Origin of the sequence: uncultured Lawsonella sp. (assembly GCF_947252745.1) — a bacterium.
Lineage (GTDB): Bacteria > Actinomycetota > Actinomycetes > Mycobacteriales > Mycobacteriaceae > Lawsonella.
On sequence record NZ_CAMXWW010000006.1, the window covers coordinates 60,876 to 81,746 of the forward strand.

The following is a 20,871-nucleotide window of genomic DNA, read 5'->3' on the forward strand; positions in this document are numbered from 1 at the left end:
TCACCCTCTCTTCTGCTGGTAGTCCGTTACGGACGAGAGACTAATACAGCGGGCACCTGCCGCTTCCGCGAGGCGTTGTGCCAGGCCCAGCCGGATTCGGCCTTCTTCACAATCTACTACCAGGGTACTAGCCGGCAGCCCACGTAGCTGCTGTGCCACGGTAAGGGTCTCTTCGCGCGGCGAGTACCCGGGGCAGGTGGAAACGGTGGCCCGCCCATCGGTGAGAATGACGAGGGCCAAGGCGATGCCATCGTCTTTGGTGTGCTCTCGGTTAAGAAGAGAGACGGCCTGACGAAGAGCTCCTGCGAGCGGGGTGCGTCCTCCCACAGTGAGGTTATCGAGCGCTGCTGCCGCCCGGTCGAGCGAGCGGGTAGGGGGAAGAACCTCCCGACCCTCCGCCCCTTGGCAGTCGATAAGCGCAACTTTGTCTCGATGTTGGTAAGAGTCTGTCAGGATGTCTCCCATGAGAGTGCGTACCGCGGAGATACGGGCTCGTGCCGCCATTGATCCGGAGGTATCGAGGAGAAAGACGACGAGCGTTTCACGAGTGCCATGGGTCTCAGCACTGCGGAGGTGCTTCCCTTGCACATGTGGAGAGGTTGGGGAGCTGAGAGCAGCCTCTGTGATCGTCGCTGCCGGGTGCAATGGCAGGCCAAGCAAGAAATCAACCGCCCGTACTCGGTAGCCGCGGTCGGACTGCCCGCGAACGCTCCCCGCTCCCCCTCCCGCCGCCGTGACGGTAGGGGGAGCTAGATGGTGGCGGAGAAGCTGGGCATCCGTACGGATGGCAGCTGCAGTAATCGGGGCGGGACCACTATCCTTCGTCAGACTAGAGGTCATGCGCCCCGCCTCATCAAAAGGGTGGGGTGGCCGCTCCTGCGAGGTAGTGGGGAGGTCATTATTTGATGATGTCGGATCGCTCTGATCTGCAGCCAGGGGCGAGTCTGCGGAGGCGCCGGGCGGTATGTGCGGTGTGCCGGACGGAGGAGCTTGTGGTGGGGCGCTAGCCTGTAGTAGCTCAGAAATCTGATCTTCCGACATTTGGGGTGGGTCAAAGGGTGCCCGGCGCCGTCGATGCGGGAGTGCTAGTAGCGCGGCCTCCCGCAAGTCCTCATCGGTGACGGTGGTACGTCCCTGCCATGCGGCGTGGGCACATGCTGCCCGTGTCATCACGACATCGGCACGCAACCCATCAACCCCCGCATGGGTGGCAATTCGGGAGATGCGCAGCACGAGCTCGTCGGAGATCTCGACCGTGGGGAGCACTTCGCGGGCGATATGGAGTCGTGTGCGCAACTGGCTGGTGGCGTCCTCCCACAACCGTACGAAACCGGAAGGGTTCGCGTCATAAGCGAGCCTCCGACGTACAATCTCGACTCGTTGGGCAGGGTCGGAAAGGGGCTCACTCTCCACGCTAAAACCAAAGCGGTCGAGAAGCTGTGGACGTAGTTCTCCCTCTTCCGGGTTCATCGTCCCCACCAAGATGAACGAGGTCTGTGCAGTATGCGAGATACCATCTCGCTCAACATGGACGAAGCCCGTGGCTGCGGCATCGAGGAGGACATCCACAAGGTGGTCTTTCAGCAGATTAATCTCATCAACGTAGAGGACACCGCCATCTGCTTGGGAGAGAAGCCCGGGTTGAAAGTGGTAGTCAGAGGATTCCAGAACTGCTGCTAAATCGAACGATCCCACCACGCGGTCTTCGGTGGCCCCAAGTGGAAGCTCAACGATGGGATGCTCCGCTTCTCCTAGAAGCGGAGCCATTCCCCGCACTGCAGTAGTTTTGGCAGACCCTTTGGCTCCTCGAATCACCACTCCTCCGATTCGAGGATCGATGGCCAGTAGGCAGAGGGCTTCTCGCATCTGTTGCTGCCCAACGATAGCGGCGAAGGGGTAGGCAGGTGGCGGGGTAGTCGATACGGTGCTCATAGGAGAAAGCTTAGGGTGTTCGCGGAACGAAATGAAGCGATCGGGCGTATACCATGGGAGGTGACCTTCTCTCCTCGCGGAAAAGCCTCTTCTGAGCAAGGCTTAGCAGCACACTTCACAAGGATGGTTGAATGACTGCAACACATTATGACCTTGTCGTCATCGGCACTGGCTCTGGTAACTCACTTTTTGATGAACGCTTCGGCAGCCTGAAGATCGCTCTCTGCGAAGACAAAATTTTCGGTGGCACCTGCCTCAACGTTGGGTGTATTCCCACCAAGATGTTTGTTTACCCTGCTGATCGAATTCATGACCTGCAAGACCTGGATCGTCTGGGTGTCAACGCTCAGGTCAATGAGGTGCGATGGGCGGAAATTGTGGATCGGGTGTGGAACCGCATTGATCCTATTTCTGCTGGTGGCGAGCGTTACCGTGTAGAGGACTGCAGCAATATCGATGTCTATGGACATGCTGAGTTCATTGGTGAAAAGCGTTTCCGAGTAGCCGACCGCAACGGCGCCGACACTCATGAGATCACCGCCGACCGTGTTGTCCTGGCGGCTGGCTCGCGCGCGGCTGTTCCCGGAGTGGTCACTGAGTCTGGGGTGCAGTACTACACCAACGAGGACATCATGCGCATTGACCGTGTTCCAGAGCATCTTGTCATTCTCGGTTCTGGCTATATTGCCACTGAGTTCGCCAATGTGTTTTCTGGGATGGGTGCGGAAGTGACACTGATCGGCCGTTCCCAGGTACTCCTCAAGCACCTTGACTATGAACTCGCTGAACTCTTTACGGAGATCGCAGGCGAGAAATGGGATGTGCGTCTCGGACAAGGGACGACTGCCATTAACCAGATAGAAAAGCAGCGTGAAGACGGCTCCTCGTACCTCGAGACCACCATCACTTTTGCGGACGGCAGCACCGTCGCTGGAGATGCTTTGCTCGTTGCTACCGGCCGCACACCCAATGTCGATCGCCTGGGACTCGAGAACAACTCCGGTGTCACGGTCGAGAAGGGACGTGTCGTCGTCGATGAGTTTGGCCGTACCACCGCACCTGATGTATGGGCTTTCGGTGATATCTCGTCTCCTTACCAACTTAAGCACGTTGCTAATGCGGAGATGCGCGCTGTCCAGCATAATCTCATGGCAGAGTCACCCGCAGACTATCGGAAGATGCCCCACCAGGTGGTCCCGGCTGCTATTTTCACCAACCCCCAGATTGCCCATGTCGGCCTCACTGAAGAAGCGGCCCGTGCTAAGGGGGAAGCAGAGGGCTTCCCTGTGACGGTCAAAGTTCAGAAGTACGGTGATGTCGCCTACGGCTGGGCTATGGAAGACAAGCACGGGATCGTCAAACTCATTGCGAACGCGGCAACTGGTGAGCTGCTCGGCGCACACGTACTCGGGCATGAAGCTAGTTTGCTCATTCAACCCATTATTCAGGCCATGAGCTTCCATCTAAAGGTTTCTGACATGGCGCGGGGTCAATACTGGATTCACCCTGCATTGACCGAAGTTGTAGAGAATGCTTTGTTGGGTCTCGATATTCAGTAACATGTGAGACAACTCTGCAACATGGCCACCAGCGTACTGTTGTAGCTGGTGGCCATGTTTTTATTGGGCTTTTCACACACGGGAGAATAGACAACCATGCTTCGCACTCGCTTCCTGCGCAAGACTGGAGCAACTCTTGCTGCACTAGCGTTGCTTTGTGCTCTACCGTCGGCCAGCCTTCCCCGGGCAAACGCCGATGATGCCATTGACCAAGACGACGTTCCGATGAAGGATGGCGTCCCCGCTATCCTCAACCATTGGGACTGTCGCTCTGCCAAGCATCCAACTCCGGTCATCATGATTCACGGAACGTTCTCACGTCAGTTGAGCCAGATTGACACTACCCAGATGCTGCACGATAACGGTTACTGCGTCTATGGCATCAATGCCGGCTATAACCCAGATATTCTCTACACCAAGATGAACCCAGAGTATTACGGACTTGCCCACGTTGATGAAACAACAGCTCAAGTCAATGCTTTCATCGAAAAGGTGAAGCGTAAGACTGGCGCAAAGAAAGTTGACCTCATTGGGCACTCCCAGGGTGGTCTCATTATTCGCAATCGGATTACCCGCTACGGTGGGAAAGACGTACGTGTAGCTATGTTCCTATCGGGCACCCATCATGGCACCACTCTGATGGGTGCGGCGACCATGGTGAAATACGCTATGCCCCACCTTTTCCCGATAATCTCTGAACCGATCGTCGGCCCTGCGGTCTACGAGCAGATGGTGGACTCGCCTTTCATGACCAACCTCAACAAGCATCGGGATACCGTCTCTGGCGTAACCTACGTCGTCATGGTCACCCCGGATGACAAACAAGCCACGCCCTGGCAGTCTGGTTTCATCACCAACCCGGTAAAGGGTGCGACCGTCTTTAATATCAACATCAAACAGTTGTGTAATATCCCTGCGGATGACGAAATAGACCATTCCGATACCCACATCGATTACCGAGCACTACGGGTCATTCGATGGGCACTGTCCCAATCCACACAACCGGGCGCACATCCGAATTGCCTCGCTAATAAATAGTCACGAGGGTAACGGACCCGTCACTTCGTCTACCTCATCATCACTGCCCTCGCGCACTAGCGTGCAGGGCAGTGATCTATTGCGCACCGGAGGAGATCCACCTGCGCTTCTTCCACCGCCGTGGCAGAAATCGGCGGCTCATGCAGCACAAAGCCAGTCTTGCCCACAGACTGCGCAACGTGCCGCAGCCAGAGCTGACGAACCGCATCATTGTGGAAAAAACCGTGGCAGTGTGTCCCCCACACTGTTCCGACGCGGCATCCCTCCGGTGTGCCATCCGTATAGTTGAGCAAAGGTTCTCCATCCAGATACGTAGAACACCCTTCATGAATCTCATACCCCTGCACGGGATACGTCACCGCTTGAGCACTACCCTGTACTCCCCCGGCAGGCAGTGACACCAGGGAGCCGGAGAACTCAGCCACGGTCTTAGTAGATGCATAGCAAATCTTCACGGGGAGCAACCCCAGCCCACTTACCGACTCAGCTTCGTCGACCAGAAAGCAGCCCAGCATCTGATATCCCCCGCACAACCCCATCACCATTTTCCCCGCCGCTCCCGCCTGTGTCACTGCTTTATCGAGACCACGGCTCCGCAACCACTGAAGATCAGCCAACGTGTCTTTACTCCCTGGCAGGACAACAGCATCGGCAGTCTCCACTTCCCCTGGGTGTCTCGCCCAATACACGTCAACGCCCGGCTCATAGGACAGCGCTTCAAGATCCGTCGCATTAGCTAGGCGTGGATAACGGATGGCCGCGATACGGAGCCGCGTCGTCCCCGCTGCTGGCTGCGGCACCCCAACATACTGGCCTTCCACTGCTTGCAAGGAGTCTTCCGCACCATACCAGTAGCCCTGCACAAAGGGCACTACACCCAAAACGGGAACTCCAGTTCGCTCCTCTACCGTCACAAGACCTGGTTCCAGAAGGGCTTCATCACCACGAAACTTATTGACGATGAAACCTTGCAGCAGCTCCCTATCAGCGTCATCAAGGAGCTCATAGGTTCCCACAAAGTGCGCCAGCACTCCCCCACGGTCAATATCCCCCACCACAATCACCGGAATGCTGGCGGCAGCTGCCAACCCCATATTCGAGATATCGGTGGCACGCAAATTCACCTCAGCTGGAGATCCGGCCCCTTCGCACACCACAATGTCGTACTCGCGACGTAACTGCTGGAGGTCTTCCACACACAGCTTCCGCAATCCTCGACGGTCGGGAAAATAGTCACGGGCCCCGACATCGGCTACCGGTTTACCGTGCACGATGAGCTGCGATCGCTGGTCACTCCGTGGCTTGAGGAGAATCGGGTTAAGGAAGGTCGACGGAGTGATACCAGAGGCTTTGGCCTGCACATACTGCGCTCGTCCGATCTCTCCCCCGTCTGGAGTGACCGCAGCGTTGTTGGACATGTTTTGTGCTTTGAAAGGAGCCACTCGCAGTCCGCGGTGACGCAGCACTGCGCATAACGCGGTGACGAGCACAGATTTTCCCGCATTAGAGGTACAGCCAGCGATAAGAACCGCAGGAGCAAGCTCGTCCGTCGCAGCAGACTGGGCAATCTGGAGCACTGCATCAACGAGGGTCCTCATGGGTCTCCCCTCCTTCCCTCTCGTGCACACGAAGGGCATACCGAGTGAAGCGTTCTCAGTATGCCCGTGGTGTCACGTTGACCTGCTAGCGGTGCGCGGGGTCCCCAGTTCCATCTGAGCGGATTGTCAGTACTTCGTACGAATCCTCTGTCACCAAGATGGTGTGTTCGAACTGGGCAGTCCAGAGGCGGTCGCGGTTTTGCACTGTCCATCCATCGTCCCAAATATCGTAGGCTAGCGAGCCAAGGTTGATCATCGGTTCAACGGTGAGCGTCATACCCGGTTCCATGATGTCAGTGACGGAAGGCTCATCGTAGTGCAACACTGCCAGACCATTGTGAAAAGTGGGGCCAACACCATGGCCAGTAAAGTCGCGCACAACGTTATAGCCGACGCGCTTGGCGTAAGACTCAATAACGCGACCGATAACATTCACCTGACGACCGGGTCGAATCGCCTTAATACCGCGCCACATCGCCTCATGGGTGCGTTCTACAAGAAGGCGGTGTTCTTCGCTGGGTTCTCCAGCAAAAAATGTTGCGTTCGTGTCGCCGTGTACGCCGTTCTTAAATGCGGTGACGTCAATGTTGACGATATCGCCTTCCTGAATCACTGTGGAATCTGGAATACCATGGCACACAATCTCATTGAGTGACGTACAGCAGGACTTGGTAAAGCCTCGATATCCCAGTGTAGAAGGGTATGCTCCGTGGTCACACATGTACTCGTGCGCAATGCGATCCACTTCGTCGGTGGTCACGCCGGGAGCAACCGCCTCCCCGGCCACCTGGAGTGCATCAGCGGCAATTGTGGAGGCTTCCCGCATCGCCTCAATGACCTCGGGAGTCTGCACATAGGGCTCACCGATGGCTTCTTGCACATCGTCCTTCCACACATATTCAGGCCGCTCAATATCAGCGGGAACAGTACGGATAGGGGTGGGTTTGCCAGGGTATAGCGGTCCTCGAGTCATCGATAGTCCTCTCCCAATAGGATATTTCAAGTGGGGTCGGTAATGGGGTTACTCGGCGGAAAGACCTTGCTCATCGGCGATGCGCTGAGCTTCCTCAATAAGAGTGGGGACGATCTCCTTTTCCGGCACAGTCTTAATGACTTGACCCTTCACGAAAATTTGTCCTTTGCCATTACCTGAAGCACAGCCCAAATCAGCTTCACGAGCTTCACCTGGGCCGTTGACAACGCAACCCATAACCGCCACGCGCAACGGGAAGGATACGTCCTTGAGGCCCTCTTCGACCTCATTCGCTAGTTCAACAACGTCCACCTGGCAGCGTCCACATGAGGGGCAGGAGACGATCTCCAGGCGCTTGGGGCGAAGGTTCAAACTTCGCAGAATAGCTTCGCCGACCTTAATCTCTTCTACTGGCGGTGCAGACAGACTGACGCGAATAGTATCCCCGATGCCTTGCGCAAGGAGCGTACCGAAGGCAACTGACGACTTAACCGTGCCTTGGAAGGCGGGCCCAGCTTCGGTAACACCCAAGTGCAGTGGGTAGTCGCACTGGGCTGCCAGCAGTTCATAGGCCCGCACCATCGTCACGGGATCATGGTGTTTTACCGAGATGGCAATGTCGTGGAAATCGTGCTCTGCAAAAAGACCGGCTTCCCAGAGCGCAGATTCAACGAGCGCCTCGGGCGTGGCCTTACCGTACTTTTCTAGTAATCGTTTGTCGAGAGAACCGGCATTAATACCAATACGGATGGGGATATTGGCAGCACGGGCAGCAGTGGCCACTTCCTTCACTCGTCCATCGAACTCACGAATATTACCGGGGTTCACGCGAACAGCGGCACAGCCAGCATCAATAGCGGCGAAGATATAGCGTGGCTGGAAGTGGATGTCGGCAATGACCGGGATAGGGCTCTTTGCCGCGATGGCTGCCAACGCATCAGCATCTTCCTGTCGCGGGCAGGCAACACGTACAATGTCGCAGCCGGCAGCGGCAAGCTCTGCGATCTGTTGCAGAGTGGCGTTAATGTCATGGGTACGAGTGGTGGTCATCGATTGGACAGAGACCGGAAAATCGGAGCCCACGCCCACATTCCCCACCATCAGCTGACGGGTTTTCCGGCGGGGATGGAGTACCGGTTCGGGAGCTTGGGGCATTCCCAGATCCACATCGGTCACGATGATTCTCCTCTCGAAAGGCTCGGGACACCTTTCTGTATCACTTTCTAATGCTAGTCACTGCGCACGTTTACTGCATAAGCCGAACCGGGTTCACCACATCAGCGATCACCGTCACGATAAACAGCAAAACTAGGAGACCTACCACAATTGTGGTCAGTGGCAGCAGCTTAGAGTAGTCGGCTGGCCCCAACGGCTCTTTACCTTGGAGACGGCGGATAGCATCCCGCAGTTTCTCGTAGATGATGACCATCACGTGGCCACCATCCAAAGGAGGCAGTGGGATGAGGTTGAAAAGCGCGAGGCAGAAGTTAATTTGCGCCAACAGCATCAAGAAAACGGACCAGGAGCCGAAAGCAAGTGCGTCACCACCGGCCACCGAAGCACCCACTACACTCATGGGGCTATTTGCCGATCGTTCTCCACCGAAGATGGATTTGACGAGGCCTGGAATCTGGGAAGGAATATTAACGAGAGCCTTTGCAATGGCTCCATTCAGATCCCAGGAGAAACTGACGGCAGCGGGAAAAGCTGTAGCCACATTGTAGTGGCGGAGAGGTTCAAGCGGTTCCTGTCGAACGCTCACTCCGGCAACGGCAACCCGACGGAGCGTACCTTTGCCATCTTCACCGGCGTCCGGTTTCTTCACCAATCGCAATGCCTGTTGCGGCTCAATACGGTAGGTGTAGTTCTTACCGGCTCTCTCAACACTGTATGTCACTGTCGACGTCGCGGATTGAGTGAGCGAAATGACCTGATCAGGATTCTTAATTCGCGTCCCATTGACATGCGTGATGATGTCTCCCGCTTGCACTCCAGCAGTGCCTGCCGGACCTTTGCCAGTGCAGTCGGCAACTGTGCCGTCTGTACGCTGGTCAGCCACACAGGTGGTGGCGGCGACACGCGTCACCATAGGTGAGTCCATATTGGGAAGACCCCATGCTGCCGCAACCACCCAGATGAGGACAACACCCAGGAGGATGTTCATGAAGATTCCACCCAGCATCACAATGATGCGTTTCCAGGCGGGCTTTTTATACATGGCATCGGGAGCTTCTTCTTCGGTCAGCTCCTCATCCAAGATGGTCATACCAGCGATATCGCAGAAACCGCCCAACGGCAATGCCTTAATACCGTACTCAGTTTCCCCTTTACGGCGGGAAAATAGTGTTGGTCCGAAACCGATGAAATAGGCACGGACGCGCATTCCCGACCATTTGGCGGTAAGTAAATGCCCCGCTTCATGGAGCGCCACCGAGACGGCGACGCCGATGATAAAAAGAATGATGCCGAGGGCAAAGGTCATGCATGCTCCTGGAGCTTCTGCTGGGCGTGTACGCGCGCCCACGCTTCGGTAGCGAGAACATCCCCGACACTACTGGGGGTCGCTACCCACTGGTCGGCTTCGGAAAGAACGTCCGCAACAGTATCAACGATTGCGGGGAAGGTTAAGTTCCCGGCAAGGAATGCGGCGGCTGCTTCTTCATTAGCGGCGTTATACACGGCGGTCATCGTTCCACCGGCTCGTCCTGCTGCACGGGCAAGCTCGACTGCGGGAAAGACGTCGTTATCGAGCGGTTCAAAACTCCACTCTTGCGGACGACTGAAATCGCAGGCGGGTGCCGCATCTGGGACTCGATCTGGCCACATCATTCCTAGCGAGATGGGAATCTTCATCGATGGCGGAGAGGCCTGCGCAATGGTCGATCCGTCTACGAACGTAACCATTGAGTGGACGATGGATTGCGGGTGGACGGCAACGGTGATGGCGTCGTAGCTTATTCCGAACAGCAGGTGTGCTTCGATGAGCTCCAACCCTTTGTTGACGAGGGAGGCAGAGTTGAGTGTATTCATTGGCCCCATATTCCAGGTGGGATGAGCTCCTGCCTGTTCTGGGGTCACCGACTCTAATTGTTGTCGCGTCCACCCCCGGAACGGTCCTCCAGAAGCTGTGAGCACCAGGCGTGCTACTTCTGTTGTCCGCCCCGACCGCAAACATTGTGCAAAAGCAGAGTGTTCTGAATCGACGGGCACGATCTGCCCTGGTTGGGCAGCAGCAATGACTAGTTCCCCACCGGCGACCAGAGACTCTTTATTGGCCAGGGCAAGGATTTCTCCCGCTTCTATGGCAGCAAGTGTGGGCCCTAGCCCCAACGACCCGACGAGTCCATTGAGGACTGTGTGCGCGGGGACGGATGCAACGAGATCGGTTGCGGCGCTGGCTCCCGCCCGTACAGTGACCCCAGTCCGATCTTGGACACACTGTGCAGCGGCGGGATCGGCTACTGCGACTTCGGTGACGCCGAACTCCAGAATCTGATCACAGAGAAGGTCGACAGACTGCTGCGTAGTGCCACCTGCTGCCAGGCCGACAACCTTCAGCAGGTGTGGATTGTCACGGATAATATCGAGGGCTTGGGTACCGATGGAGCCGGTAGACCCGAGTAAGAGAATAGAACGGGGCTCGGTCACTGGATCTTCTTTCTTCTTTCCGCCTAGTCTACTTCTCTTCTGCGGCGAGTTGACCACAGGCTGCCGCGATGTCTTGTCCGCGAGTATCGCGCACGGTACAGGTCACACCCTGCGCGCTCACATGCGCGACAAAGGCGTCTTGGCGGTCTCGGGGGGAAGCATCCCACTCACTTCCGGGGGTGGGATTGAGGGGGATGAGGTTGACATGTGCCATCTGCTGGAGCTCCCGATGGAGGAGCTGGCCCAGCATGTCAGCGCGCCAGAGTTGATCATTGACGTCGCGAATAAGCGCATATTCAATCGAGATGCGTCGGCCAGTACGATCAGCGTAATACTTAGCTGCATCGATGACGTCAGCAAGAGGCCATCGGTTATTGGCGGGGACGAGGGTATTGCGGAGTTCGTCGTCGGGACAGTGCAAGGAAATTGCCAGGGTGACGGCGAGATCTTCCTCTGCCAAACGGCGAATAGCGGGGGCCACCCCTACTGTTGACACTGTGACGTGACGTTGTGAGATGCCAAAACCTTGTGGGATGGGTGCGGTAATCTGTCGAACTGCTCGCAGAACTCGCTTGTAGTTGGCTAGTGGCTCTCCCATCCCCATAAAGACCACGTTGGAGAGACGGCCCGGGCCTCCCTTCATCTCCCCTTTTTCCATAATGCTGGCAGCCACACGCACTTGCTCAACAATCTCAGCCGCCGAGAGTTGGCGTTGAATACCCAGCTGTCCCGTAGCGCAGAAAGGGCATGCCTGTGCACAGCCTGCTTGTGAGGAGATACAGAGCGTTGCACGGTCACTGTAGCGCATGAGAACGGATTCGAGGACGGTGCCGTCCGGCGACTTCCAGAGCGTCTTCTGGGTAGCTCCCCCGTCTGCCTCTATATAGCGAACCGGGCTGAGGAGCTGCGGGAACAGAGCATCCTTCACCGCTTCCCGGACACCGGCGGGAAGGTCGGTCATCTGCAGTGGATCGGCTTCATAACGGCCATAATAGTGACGTGCGATTTGGTCTGCTCGGTAGGCAGGCAGCCCAAGTTCACGCATTTTGTCCTTGACCTCGGGAATAGTGAGATCGGCAAAGTGCGTTGGGGGAAGCCCTCGACGGGGGCCACGGGCGAGAGGTACAGAAATCGTCATAGCACCTCCATTGTGCCAGCTCTCGACTAATTTTCTTCACACGGCTCCCGAGATTCTGCAAGAATTAGCAGCATGAGCACCAAGAATAGCGATTCTCAGCCGATCACCGGTTCCCCTGCACCCGGCGTCTCAACAACTTCCACCGTGAACGCCCCGGCAATTCCCCCCACTGGTCGTATGGATGCTTCCCCTCATTTGTCGATCTCTGAAAAGCCCGCTAAGACTTCCAGTAAAGTAGGTGCGACCTGGGTTTTCCTCTTCCTGGGGATGCTACTCCTTATCCTGTTGCTGGTCTTCGTTTTGCAGAATCTTGATCAGGTGTCGATGACTCTCTTTACCTGGCAGATGTCGTTCCCTCTGGGAGTAGGAATGCTTCTTGCGGCCATCGCAGGTGCTCTCATCATGGCGCTTATCGGATCGGTACGCATTATTCAGCTACGTCGCCAGGTGGCACGAAGTACAAACAAGGACACGACCAATCTCTAAGCGCACAGCATTAGTGGTTCTCTCTAACGGAGAGGAGTCCCTAGACTCTCCCCGGGAGGATAGATACTGCAAGGCGCTGTGGACACCTCTAAGGTGGCCACAGCGCCTTTTCTCTATCCGTGTGCTCAACATACCCTTCCCGATCTGTGTTGTGTGGTCAGAAGCCGGCACAGCATAGCAGATGGGAAGAGCTACAACTGGTGTTAGAACAGCCCGTTGAGGGCAACGGCGATGGTGAGGACAATCCATGTCATAGCTGCGCTCGGAAGCATGCCGTCGACACGGTCCATCATGCCGCCATGGCCAGGAAGCAGGTTGCTCATATCTTTAATGCCGAGCTCACGCTTAACCTGCGACTCCACCAGATCACCGAAGATGTCTGAGAAGACCAGGCCCACTGCCAACACAATACCAACCCACCCGGGAAGCTTGAGCAGAAAGACCGTCATGGGGATAGCTGCAATCAGCGCGCAGACAAGAGAACCAGTGAGGCCTTCCCACGATTTCTTCGGACTAACTTTCGGGGCGAGTGGGTGCTTCCCCCACAGTACACCGAAGGTGTAACCACCGGTGTCAGAGCATACGACTGTGACAACGAATGTCACGAGCAGGAGGTTCCCTTTCAGAGTCCCATCGGCAGTCTCAAAGCCCATCAGGACGGTAGTAAAGGCGCCCATGAGAGGAATCCATGCCAGTAAGAAGCCCCCCATGCTGGTATCTCGCAACCAACCTGTCGGGGCCGCTTTGTTCCCGTCAAGGAATAGGCGGATTACTGAGAACAGCATGACAGACAGCAGGAATGCCACCATGATGCCGGTGACACCAGCCAGTGCCGACCACACGATCGCCTGCGCCATGATGTGTATCGCGACGGGGGGTATGCGGTATCCGTGTGCTTGCAGATGGTTGAGCACTTCATGGAGCCCGAGGCCCACCATGATGGCTGCCCCGACACTCCACACAAGCTGAATAATCAGCGTGTTGTCGGTGAGCGCAGGAACACCGAGAGCAAGGAAAAGAACAATCCCGCCGAAGACGATGCCTGTTCCGAATGCAGCTGGCAGATTACGCCCGGGGTTACGCTTCTTCTTCACTACTTGTGCGGGCTCTGGAGTGGTCGACACTGTCATACCTCCATGAGGTCGGTTTCTTTAGCGGCCACCATCTCGTCGATACTCTGGGTGTACTTCTTGGTGAGTGCGTCTACTTCCTTTTCGGCAGCCTTAACCTCATCCTCACCGGCTTCGCCATCCTTATCCATTTTCTTCAGATCCTCCATGGCCTTCCGACGAATACCGCGGAGAGCGATCTTGCCGTCCTCACCCTTAGATTTAGCCTGCTTAGTTAGCTCGCGACGGCGCTCTTCGGTGAGCTGTGGGACATTGATGCGCAGGACCTGCCCATCATTAGCAGGGTTAAACCCCAGGTCAGAGTTACGGATGGCATTCTCGATATTCGCCATCTGGCTCTGCTCATAGGGTTTGATAAGGACAAGACGGGCCTCGGGGATATTGATAGTGGCCATCTGGTTGATAGGAGTCATCACGCCGTAATAGTCGGCCATAACGTGGTTGAACATGGCGGCGGTCGCTCGTCCGGCACGGATGGTACTGAGGTTTTCACGGGTGTGTTCCACAGTTTTATCCATCTTGTCTTCTGCTTCGAAGAGAATCTCATCGATCATGGTGAAATGTTTCCTTTGGTGGTGGGTTGGTGAGCTGTTTTACTCGGGGACAACGAGCGTGCCGATGTCATCACCGTTCACAGCTCGGGCAATGTTTCCCTTTTTTAGCAGATTAAAGACGAGGATCGGCATCTTGTTCTCCATGCACAGGGAGAATGCCGTAGCGTCGGCGACCTGTAGTCCACGATCAATGCACTCGCGGGCGGTAATCTGGTGGAACATCGTGGCATCGGGGTTAGTGCGGGGGTCAGCGGTATAGACACCGTCGACTGCTTTCGCCATGAGTAGCACATCAGCACCCACTTCGAGGGCGCGCTGAGCTGCCGTGGTATCGGTGGAGAAGTAGGGCATACCCATTCCTGCGCCGAAGATGACAACCCTGCCTTTTTCCAGGTGGCGAATGGCCCGGAGGGGCAGATAAGGCTCGGCAACCTGCGCCATGGTGATGGCGGTTTGCACACGGGTAGTGATCCCACGTTGTTCGAGGAAGTCCTGCAGGGCTAGACAATTCATGACGGTACCCAACATGCCCATGTAGTCGGAACGAGAACGATCCATACCACGCTTAGAGAGTTCGCGACCGCGGAAGAAGTTACCGCCGCCAATAACTACGGCCACTTCGGTACCCGCTTCGACGATCCCGGCGATCTGGGCGGCAACTGAGTCAACGACATCGGGGTCGACTCCTACTGCACCTCCCCCGAACATTTCGCCACCTAGTTTCAGCAGGACGCGCTTGTAATGCGACCGTGAGGAGTTGTCCTCCGACATTATGTGAACCCCTTTTAAGGTTGTAATACGTGTGTTGCTCTCCATGATAGTAAAAAGCGGAGTCACCGTGAGATCTCTTCCATAAGAGACACAGTGACTCCGCTTTTCTATGCTTCATAGGGGTTATCGCTCGGCAACAACCCTGTGAGCGTCTTAGTGCTGACCAACCTCATAGCGGAGGAAGGAGAGAACCTTCACACCAGCTTCGTCGAGGACCTGGCCGACGCTCTTCTTGCTCTCTGCAACGGAAGGCTGATCAACCAGGCAGACGTCCTTGAAGAAGCCGTTGAGACGACCCTCAACGATCTTCGGGAGAGCCTGCTCGGGCTTGCCTTCCTCGCGAGCGGTGGCCTCGGCGATCTCGCGCTCCTTAGCGACGACATCGGCGGGGACCTCGTCACGAGTGACATATTTCGGTTTCAGGGCTGCAATCTGCATTGCGGCAGCGTGTGCAGCGGCATCTCCATCACCCTCGTACTGGACGAGCACGGCAACCTGCGGGGGCAGGTCGGCAGAGCGCTTGTGCATGTAGGTGGACACCTGACCGTCCAGCTTACCGTAGCGGGCAAGCTGCATCTTTTCGCCGATGATGGCGGAAAGACCCTGGACAGCATCAGCAACAGTCTCACCGTCAAGGTCGAGAGCCAGCAGCTCATCGAGATCGGCGGGGCGCTTTTCGGCAGCGAGGTTGACGATTCTGTCAGCCAAGTTGATGAACTGGTCGTTCTTGGCGACGAAGTCAGTCTCGGCATTCAGCTCGATGACGACGCCGTCCTTAGAAGCAACCAGACCCTGCGCGGTGGCACGCTCGGCGCGCTTGCCCACGTCCTTAGCGCCCTGGATACGCAGGATTTCGACAGCCTTGTCAAAGTCACCTTCAGACTCGGCGAGGGCGTTCTTGCAGGCCATCATGCCGGAGCCGGTGATTTCGCGGAGACGCTTAACGTCTGCAGCGGTGAAATTGGCCATTGTGGCAACCTTCCTAAAGTGTGGAGTGATTACTCGGCGTCAGCGGCAGCGTCGGCAGCCGGAGCTTCTTCAACAGCCGGGGACTCTTCCGCGGCGGCGTCTTCTGCCGGAGCATCAGCAGCAGCGGCAGCAAGCTGCTCGGCTTCCCATTCAGCAAGCGGTTCACCTTCGCCGGGCTTGTCGGCGACGTCATTCTTGGCAGCCTGTTCGGCGCGAGCCTGCAGACCTTCGGCAATAGCGGAAGCGATCACCTTGGTGAGAATGGCGTCGGAGCGGATAGCGTCGTCGTTAGCAGGGACCGGGTAGTCAACGTCGTCGGGGTCGCAGTTGGTATCGAGGATGCCGACGACCGGAATGTTGAGCTTCTTGGCTTCAGCGATAGCCAGATGTTCCTTGTTGGTGTCGATAACCCACATGACGGAAGGAACCTTGGTCATATCGCGGATACCGCCGAGGCTGCGCTCAAGCTTGGTCTTCTCACGGGTAAGCATGAGAATTTCCTTCTTGGTACGGCCCTCGAAGCCACCGGTCTGCTCCATGTTCTCAAGTTCCTTGAGACGGAGAAGACGCTTGTGAACGGTCTGGAAGTTGGTCAGCATACCACCCAGCCAGCGGTGGTTGACATAGGGCATACCCACGCGCTTGGCTTCTTCCTCAATCGCTTCCTGGGCCTGCTTCTTGGTGCCGACAAAGAGTACGTTGCCACCGTGGGCAACGGTCTGCTTCACGAAGTCGTAGGCCTCGTCGATGTAGGTAAGGGTCTGCTGAAGGTCAATGATGTAGATGCCGTTGCGCTCGGTGAAGATGAAACGCTTCATCTTGGGGTTCCAACGGCGGGTCTGATGACCAAAGTGTGCACCTGCGTCGAGCAGCTGCTTCATAGTTACAACAGCCATGTTGTAGTAGAGACTTGAAGAACAGCGATACGCTGCAGTCTCCATCCTCGCTTTCTTCTGTGTGGTTAGTGTGTTCTCACCCTGAGAACACCCTGGTAGAAAAGAGGTTTGCCCATCACTCGTGTGAACCACGGGGGTCCTCATCGCCAGTTCTCCCTACAGAACATTGGGGCCTGACGCTACGGGGAGAGTCACCTTCCGCGAGTGGAAGCTAGTCCCCGACGTAGTGCTTTCTACGCGAAGTCGAATGTGCCTCCGTATGCACACATCGCAGTTGAAATTCTACCTGGTAGCTCTCCCAAAAACGAATTGAGTACGGCATAATCTGCGGACTACCTACGTAGTACCGATACACCACAGTAATCCCAAGGGAAGGGACGAAAAGTGCCAGCTCTTCTCCGCCGTATCAACGCCATCGTACTGGCGATTCTGATGAGTGTAAGCACAGCGTTCACTCTCATCACCGCAGCCTTACCTACAGCTGGAGCTTTGCCATCATCTACAGAAAAACCACTGACGGGACCTGGGTACGATCCGCCCGTACCAGGGAGCACAGTACGTGGGTTTTCCGTCGGTCCTGAGCGTTGGTCACAGGGACATCGCGGCGTAGATCTGGCTAGCCATGTTGGGGAAGTTGTCCGTGCTGCCGGCCCGGGCACCGTCAGGTTTGCTGAGACTGTCGTGGACCGGCCACTTGTGGTTATCGACCATGGCCCCTCGCCGCTCGTTCCTCCTGGTGAACATCTGTACACGGTGTATGAACCAATTCGTCCGATCGTATCGGCAGGTCAAGTGGTTCGCCAGGGTCAACAAGTAGGATCCGTCGTCGCCGGCCATCACGGTTGTCCCGGCGTGTGTGTGCATTGGGGAGCTCGGTGGGGTCATGGACATGCGGTGGGGTATCTGAATCCCTGGCTATTGGTGAGGAACCTGCCGCTCAGTTTGCTCCGGTGGGTTGATTGATGTCTCCGTCACCTGCGGCAGCCATTCACTTGGAGAAGTGTTATCCGCGTGGATGCGCCTGTTTGTGCACAGCACGAAGACGCTCCGGGGAAACATGCGTGTAGAGCTGCGTGGTGGAGAGCGACGAATGTCCCAATAGCTCTTGCACTACTCGCAGATCTGCACCGCCCTCAAGCAACGCGGTGGCGGCAGAGTGTCGCAATCCGTGTGGTGCCACCTCTACCCCACCGGGCATCTCACCAGTGGAGATATGAACGACTTCCCGGACGATACGGGGATCGATGCGACCACCTCGCGCACCCACGATAAGCGCTTGGTGTGAACGTTGATTTGCCAGTTGGGGGCGACCGGTCTGCAGCCATGCTGTCAATGCTCGCTGTGCGGGAAGCCCGTAGGGAACGATGCGCTCTTTGTTCCCTTTACCAATCACGCGAATGACACGCCGTTCCTGATCAATAGCGGAAAGATCAAGGTTGACGAGTTCCGAGACGCGAATGCCTGTGTCGTAGAGCAACTCAATGATGAGCCAGTCACGGATCGCTACCGGGTTCCCTTCTTCTGCCGCGGCGGCAAGATCCGCCAACACTTTATCCATCTGCTGGTGGTGAACAACTTGCGGAAGCTGTTTTTTCACCGGCGGAGTTTGCAGGCGGGTGGAGGGGTCCGTCGCCATTCGCCCAGTCCGTACCGCCCACCCGCACAGTGCGCGGATCGATGCGATGTGGCGAGCAATGGTGGCTGAAGACACTCCACGGGTGACATCCCGGGAGAGCCATTTACGAAGCAGTGGAAGCGTGATGAGGTTCCAGTTAGCCTCTGTTATGGTCGTTCGTTCTACTCCAGGCTGGGTGACGCGCAGGAAAAAATCGATGAGGCCATGTGCGTCTGCGAGATAGGAGCGTTGGGTATTGGCAGACAATTGGCGTCGTACGATGACATAGTCGCCGAACTCCGCGAGGTCGAGCGACCACGGGGTAGGTAGTTCGGCGTGAACAGTGCTGAGTGCTCGATGTCCGCGTCCCATACCACTACTGTGCAGGGGAGAAAGGGAGAAATCAACCCATACACAGTGGCGCTGGTGAGGTATTTTCCACCGATTGGTAGAGCGAGACCAGGGTGTGCGTAAACGCAGGATCAGCATTGATGGGGCTAATGACCCGGTAGGACTGGCCTCCTGCTGCCAGGAATTGCTCGCGATAGTCGAGACCCACTTCTCCCAAGGTTTCTAAACAGTCCGCAACAAAGGCGGGGGTTGCTACAACGAGATTGCTGACGCCTTCCTGCGGTAGCTCGGTGACACGCTGTCGTGTTGCCGGACCAAGCCACTCCCCAGGACCGAATTTTGATTGAAAGCTCATCGACACAGGTAGATTGGGGTAAGCGTCAGCAATAGCATCACGGGTTGCACAACATTGCGCTTTATAGTGTGCGGCGAGGTGGTAGCGCTGGTTGGGGACGCCATGGAACGACAGCAATAGATGGTCACACTCCCCCGTTCTCAGACATGTCTCTATTTGTCGGTGATACCAGCCAATCATGTGCGCTTCCGTGGCGAAGCTGGGGACAAATCGAAGGTATGGGTGCGCTGGTGTCTCTCGGTGCGAACGGTCTTTATCGGAACCTTGGGTGCGATGGTCGAGTGCATCGTAGAAGTTGAGGACACGATCCACGACTGGGGTGACAGTAGATGTCGCAAATTGAGGATAAAGGGGAATGATGGTGAGCGTATCGATATCCCAGTCTGTGAGTACCTCTTCGATGGTGGGTGAGGAGGCGCAGAAAGCGTATTTCACGTCAACATTTGGTAAGGCCTGCTGGAGCATGTCGCATTGTTGTTGCGTGATCACTGCGAGAGGTGACCCATTGGGTGTCCATATTGCGCGATAACGATCGACGAGTTTACGCGGGCGAACTCGCAAAACGATGCCATGCAGAATGGGCTTCCATAGGGCGGGCGGAAGATTGACAACACAACGGTCACTGAGCATGGCGGCGAGGAATGCTCGGATTGCGTTCTCAGTAGGCTCATCTGGGCTACCTAGGTTAACAATGAGGCACCCGTTCTTCATGTGGCGCAGTCTCTTTCCGTGTCCAGCGGTCGGCAGTTGCGGTGATCAGTCTACAGTCCACAAGGGCTTTTAGAGACATTTGCACTTTGAGTGTCTCCAATCCTGTTTCTGTACGGATCTCCTCCAAAGAGCTAGAAAAGAAGGGAGAGATCGCATTCCATACTTTTTTCTCATCGTCGCTCAATCGATCAATCGGAGAATTCGCGCTCTCCAGCGGTAGGGCCAACTGCCCTATGGGACCGAGCTCTTCCAGAATCTCCGCGCCCCTTGTCACCAGCGTGGCTCCCTCACGTATGAGACGATGGCATCCAACACCATCCACATCTTGGCTACTGTGCGGCACAGCCATCACGGGTTTACCTAAATCACGTGCCCAACCAGCTGTGTTGAGGGCACCTGAACGCCATGCCGCTGAGGTCACCAACACTCCCTGAGAAAAAGCAGCAAGAAGACGGTTGCGGGCAAGAAAGCGATAGCGAGCTGGACGCGTACCCGGCGGATACTCACTGACGATGAGCCCATTGTGCACGATGCTTCGAGCCAGTGCGGTGTGTCGTGCCGGATAGACTCGATCCAATCCGCATGCCACCACAGCAATTGTCGAAGTTCCCAACTGTACGGCCGTCTGATGCGCGATACTATCGACTCCACAAGCCAGCCCAGAAACGAGACCAATATTCTCGACCGCCATTTCTGCACACAATGTGGCAGTGACTCTCTTCCCATCAGTTGAGGGATGGCGACTTCCTACCACCGCGATTGACGGACAACGGAGGACGTCCATATTGCCCTTTACCCACAGCGCATAGGGGGCCCATGCAGCTGCGTCCCGCACCTGCCGGGCATACATAGCGGAATAACCAAACTCGGCTAGGTGATCACTCGGCCACTCGGGCATATCAGGAGTCAACAAATGGAAACCATTGGCTTGTGCACACTCTAGATCGTCCTGTGCACAGTCCCAGTCTCGTCGAGCCCGCACCCGGTGTTCGAGGACCTCTGGCAGATGGTCATGGTGTCGGATGACATAGGCAGTTTCTTCAGGGCCGAGCTCCGCAATAAGATCTGCCAGCGGGGCACAGGGGCCTTCCACAACTCGCGAGAGATAGGCCCATGCTTCTTGAGTAGTTGTCTGAGTCATAGAAAT

At 56.5% G+C, this 20,871-nt stretch carries 19 protein-coding genes; 4 read left to right on the forward strand and 15 right to left on the reverse strand.

Annotated features, from left to right (window positions below; translation table 11 throughout):
- Positions 1–1,932 (reverse strand): VWA domain-containing protein, encoded by a 1,932-nt coding sequence (locus Q0X28_RS06525; RefSeq protein ID WP_298577184.1) that lies wholly within the window; start codon positions 1,930–1,932, stop codon positions 1–3.
- A gap of 131 nt (positions 1,933–2,063) precedes the next feature.
- On the opposite strand from Q0X28_RS06525, the gene Q0X28_RS06530 reads away from it, so the two are divergent.
- Positions 2,064–3,491 carry a mycothione reductase gene (locus tag Q0X28_RS06530; protein ID WP_296237336.1) on the forward strand — a complete coding sequence of 476 codons (1,428 nt, stop codon included), beginning with the start codon at positions 2,064–2,066 and terminating at the stop codon, positions 3,489–3,491.
- 96 nt (positions 3,492–3,587) lie between these two features.
- Positions 3,588–4,529, forward strand: coding sequence for a triacylglycerol lipase (locus Q0X28_RS06535; protein ID WP_298577187.1), 942 nt, complete (start codon positions 3,588–3,590; stop codon positions 4,527–4,529).
- Between the two features lie 56 nt (positions 4,530–4,585).
- On the opposite strand, the gene Q0X28_RS06540 is transcribed toward Q0X28_RS06535, so the two are convergent.
- The 6 genes from Q0X28_RS06540 to rlmN all read right to left on the reverse strand — a co-directional run bounded on the left by Q0X28_RS06540 (position 4,586) and on the right by rlmN (position 11,886).
- Positions 4,586–6,127 carry a cobyric acid synthase gene (locus Q0X28_RS06540; RefSeq protein ID WP_296237339.1) on the reverse strand — a complete coding sequence of 514 codons (1,542 nt, stop codon included), beginning with the start codon at positions 6,125–6,127 and terminating at the stop codon, positions 4,586–4,588.
- A gap of 85 nt (positions 6,128–6,212) precedes the next feature.
- Positions 6,213–7,100, reverse strand: a complete 888-nt coding sequence (gene map / locus Q0X28_RS06545; RefSeq protein ID WP_296237341.1) for a type I methionyl aminopeptidase — start codon at positions 7,098–7,100, stop codon at positions 6,213–6,215.
- 48 nt (positions 7,101–7,148) lie between these two features.
- A complete protein-coding gene (gene ispG / locus Q0X28_RS06550; RefSeq protein WP_296237343.1) occupies positions 7,149–8,276 on the reverse strand; it encodes a flavodoxin-dependent (E)-4-hydroxy-3-methylbut-2-enyl-diphosphate synthase in 1,128 nt (375 codons plus the stop codon).
- Positions 8,277–8,346: 70 nt separating this feature from the next.
- Complete coding sequence (locus Q0X28_RS06555) at positions 8,347–9,582, reverse strand: RIP metalloprotease (RefSeq protein WP_296237346.1); 1,236 nt, start codon at positions 9,580–9,582, stop codon at positions 8,347–8,349.
- Complete coding sequence (gene dxr, locus Q0X28_RS06560; RefSeq protein WP_296237348.1) at positions 9,579–10,748, reverse strand: 1-deoxy-D-xylulose-5-phosphate reductoisomerase; 1,170 nt, start codon at positions 10,746–10,748, stop codon at positions 9,579–9,581. Before dxr ends, Q0X28_RS06555 begins: the two co-directional genes overlap by 4 nt.
- Positions 10,749–10,776: 28 nt before the next feature.
- On the reverse strand, positions 10,777–11,886 hold the full coding sequence (rlmN, locus tag Q0X28_RS06565) for a 23S rRNA (adenine(2503)-C(2))-methyltransferase RlmN (RefSeq protein WP_296237349.1): 1,110 nt from the start codon (positions 11,884–11,886) through the stop codon (positions 10,777–10,779).
- Between the two features lie 72 nt (positions 11,887–11,958).
- On the opposite strand from rlmN, the gene Q0X28_RS06570 reads away from it, so the two are divergent.
- Positions 11,959–12,372 (forward strand): lipopolysaccharide assembly LapA domain-containing protein, encoded by a 414-nt coding sequence (locus tag Q0X28_RS06570; RefSeq protein ID WP_298577191.1) that lies wholly within the window; start codon positions 11,959–11,961, stop codon positions 12,370–12,372.
- 203 nt (positions 12,373–12,575) lie between these two features.
- On the opposite strand, the gene Q0X28_RS06575 is transcribed toward Q0X28_RS06570, so the two are convergent.
- The 5 genes from Q0X28_RS06575 to rpsB form a co-directional block, all read right to left on the reverse strand.
- A complete protein-coding gene (locus Q0X28_RS06575) occupies positions 12,576–13,502 on the reverse strand; it encodes a phosphatidate cytidylyltransferase (protein WP_296237351.1) in 927 nt (308 codons plus the stop codon).
- Positions 13,499–14,056 (reverse strand): ribosome recycling factor, encoded by a 558-nt coding sequence (frr, locus tag Q0X28_RS06580; RefSeq protein ID WP_296237352.1) that lies wholly within the window; start codon positions 14,054–14,056, stop codon positions 13,499–13,501. The genes Q0X28_RS06575 and frr overlap by 4 nt, the downstream gene beginning before the upstream one ends.
- Positions 14,057–14,095: 39 nt before the next feature.
- Positions 14,096–14,827 carry a UMP kinase gene (pyrH, locus tag Q0X28_RS06585; protein WP_296237354.1) on the reverse strand — a complete coding sequence of 244 codons (732 nt, stop codon included), beginning with the start codon at positions 14,825–14,827 and terminating at the stop codon, positions 14,096–14,098.
- 153 nt (positions 14,828–14,980) lie between these two features.
- Entirely contained in the window at positions 14,981–15,796 is an 816-nt protein-coding gene (tsf, locus tag Q0X28_RS06590; protein WP_296237356.1) for a translation elongation factor Ts, read from the reverse strand.
- A gap of 29 nt (positions 15,797–15,825) precedes the next feature.
- Positions 15,826–16,692, reverse strand: coding sequence for a 30S ribosomal protein S2 (gene rpsB / locus Q0X28_RS06595; protein ID WP_298577194.1), 867 nt, complete (start codon positions 16,690–16,692; stop codon positions 15,826–15,828).
- A gap of 432 nt (positions 16,693–17,124) precedes the next feature.
- Between rpsB and Q0X28_RS08605 the strand changes: the two genes are divergently transcribed.
- Positions 17,125–17,655 carry a M23 family metallopeptidase gene (locus Q0X28_RS08605; RefSeq protein ID WP_366936983.1) on the forward strand — a complete coding sequence of 177 codons (531 nt, stop codon included), beginning with the start codon at positions 17,125–17,127 and terminating at the stop codon, positions 17,653–17,655.
- 40 nt (positions 17,656–17,695) lie between these two features.
- On the opposite strand, the gene Q0X28_RS06605 is transcribed toward Q0X28_RS08605, so the two are convergent.
- The 3 genes from Q0X28_RS06605 to dprA are packed head-to-tail and all read right to left on the reverse strand — an operon-like array spanning position 17,696 to position 20,865.
- Entirely contained in the window at positions 17,696–18,679 is a 984-nt protein-coding gene (locus Q0X28_RS06605; protein ID WP_296237362.1) for a tyrosine-type recombinase/integrase, read from the reverse strand.
- 31 nt (positions 18,680–18,710) lie between these two features.
- On the reverse strand, positions 18,711–19,724 hold the full coding sequence (gene hemH, locus Q0X28_RS06610; protein ID WP_296237364.1) for a ferrochelatase: 1,014 nt from the start codon (positions 19,722–19,724) through the stop codon (positions 18,711–18,713).
- On the reverse strand, positions 19,699–20,865 hold the full coding sequence (gene dprA / locus Q0X28_RS06615; RefSeq protein ID WP_296237367.1) for a DNA-processing protein DprA: 1,167 nt from the start codon (positions 20,863–20,865) through the stop codon (positions 19,699–19,701). Before dprA ends, hemH begins: the two co-directional genes overlap by 26 nt.
- Between the last annotated feature and the right edge of the window lie 6 nt (positions 20,866–20,871).

Coding starts and splice junctions, on each gene's coding strand:
- Q0X28_RS06525 (WP_298577184.1), bottom strand. CDS start 1,932: ATGAGCACCGTATCGACTACCCCGCCACCTGCCTACCCCTTCGCCGCT.
- Q0X28_RS06530 (WP_296237336.1), top strand. CDS start 2,064: ATGACTGCAACACATTATGACCTTGTCGTCATCGGCACTGGCTCTGGT.
- Q0X28_RS06535 (WP_298577187.1), top strand. CDS start 3,588: ATGCTTCGCACTCGCTTCCTGCGCAAGACTGGAGCAACTCTTGCTGCA.
- Q0X28_RS06540 (WP_296237339.1), bottom strand. CDS start 6,127: ATGAGGACCCTCGTTGATGCAGTGCTCCAGATTGCCCAGTCTGCTGCG.
- map (WP_296237341.1), bottom strand. CDS start 7,100: ATGACTCGAGGACCGCTATACCCTGGCAAACCCACCCCTATCCGTACT.
- Q0X28_RS06555 (WP_296237346.1), bottom strand. CDS start 9,582: ATGACCTTTGCCCTCGGCATCATTCTTTTTATCATCGGCGTCGCCGTC.
- rlmN (WP_296237349.1), bottom strand. CDS start 11,886: ATGACGATTTCTGTACCTCTCGCCCGTGGCCCCCGTCGAGGGCTTCCC.
- Q0X28_RS06570 (WP_298577191.1), top strand. CDS start 11,959: ATGAGCACCAAGAATAGCGATTCTCAGCCGATCACCGGTTCCCCTGCA.
- Q0X28_RS06575 (WP_296237351.1), bottom strand. CDS start 13,502: ATGACAGTGTCGACCACTCCAGAGCCCGCACAAGTAGTGAAGAAGAAG.
- frr (WP_296237352.1), bottom strand. CDS start 14,056: ATGATCGATGAGATTCTCTTCGAAGCAGAAGACAAGATGGATAAAACT.
- pyrH (WP_296237354.1), bottom strand. CDS start 14,827: ATGTCGGAGGACAACTCCTCACGGTCGCATTACAAGCGCGTCCTGCTG.
- tsf (WP_296237356.1), bottom strand. CDS start 15,796: ATGGCCAATTTCACCGCTGCAGACGTTAAGCGTCTCCGCGAAATCACC.
- rpsB (WP_298577194.1), bottom strand. CDS start 16,692: ATGGCTGTTGTAACTATGAAGCAGCTGCTCGACGCAGGTGCACACTTT.
- Q0X28_RS08605 (WP_366936983.1), top strand. CDS start 17,125: ATGAGTGTAAGCACAGCGTTCACTCTCATCACCGCAGCCTTACCTACA.
- Q0X28_RS06605 (WP_296237362.1), bottom strand. CDS start 18,679: ATGGGACGCGGACATCGAGCACTCAGCACTGTTCACGCCGAACTACCT.
- hemH (WP_296237364.1), bottom strand. CDS start 19,724: ATGAAGAACGGGTGCCTCATTGTTAACCTAGGTAGCCCAGATGAGCCT.
- dprA (WP_296237367.1), bottom strand. CDS start 20,865: ATGACTCAGACAACTACTCAAGAAGCATGGGCCTATCTCTCGCGAGTT.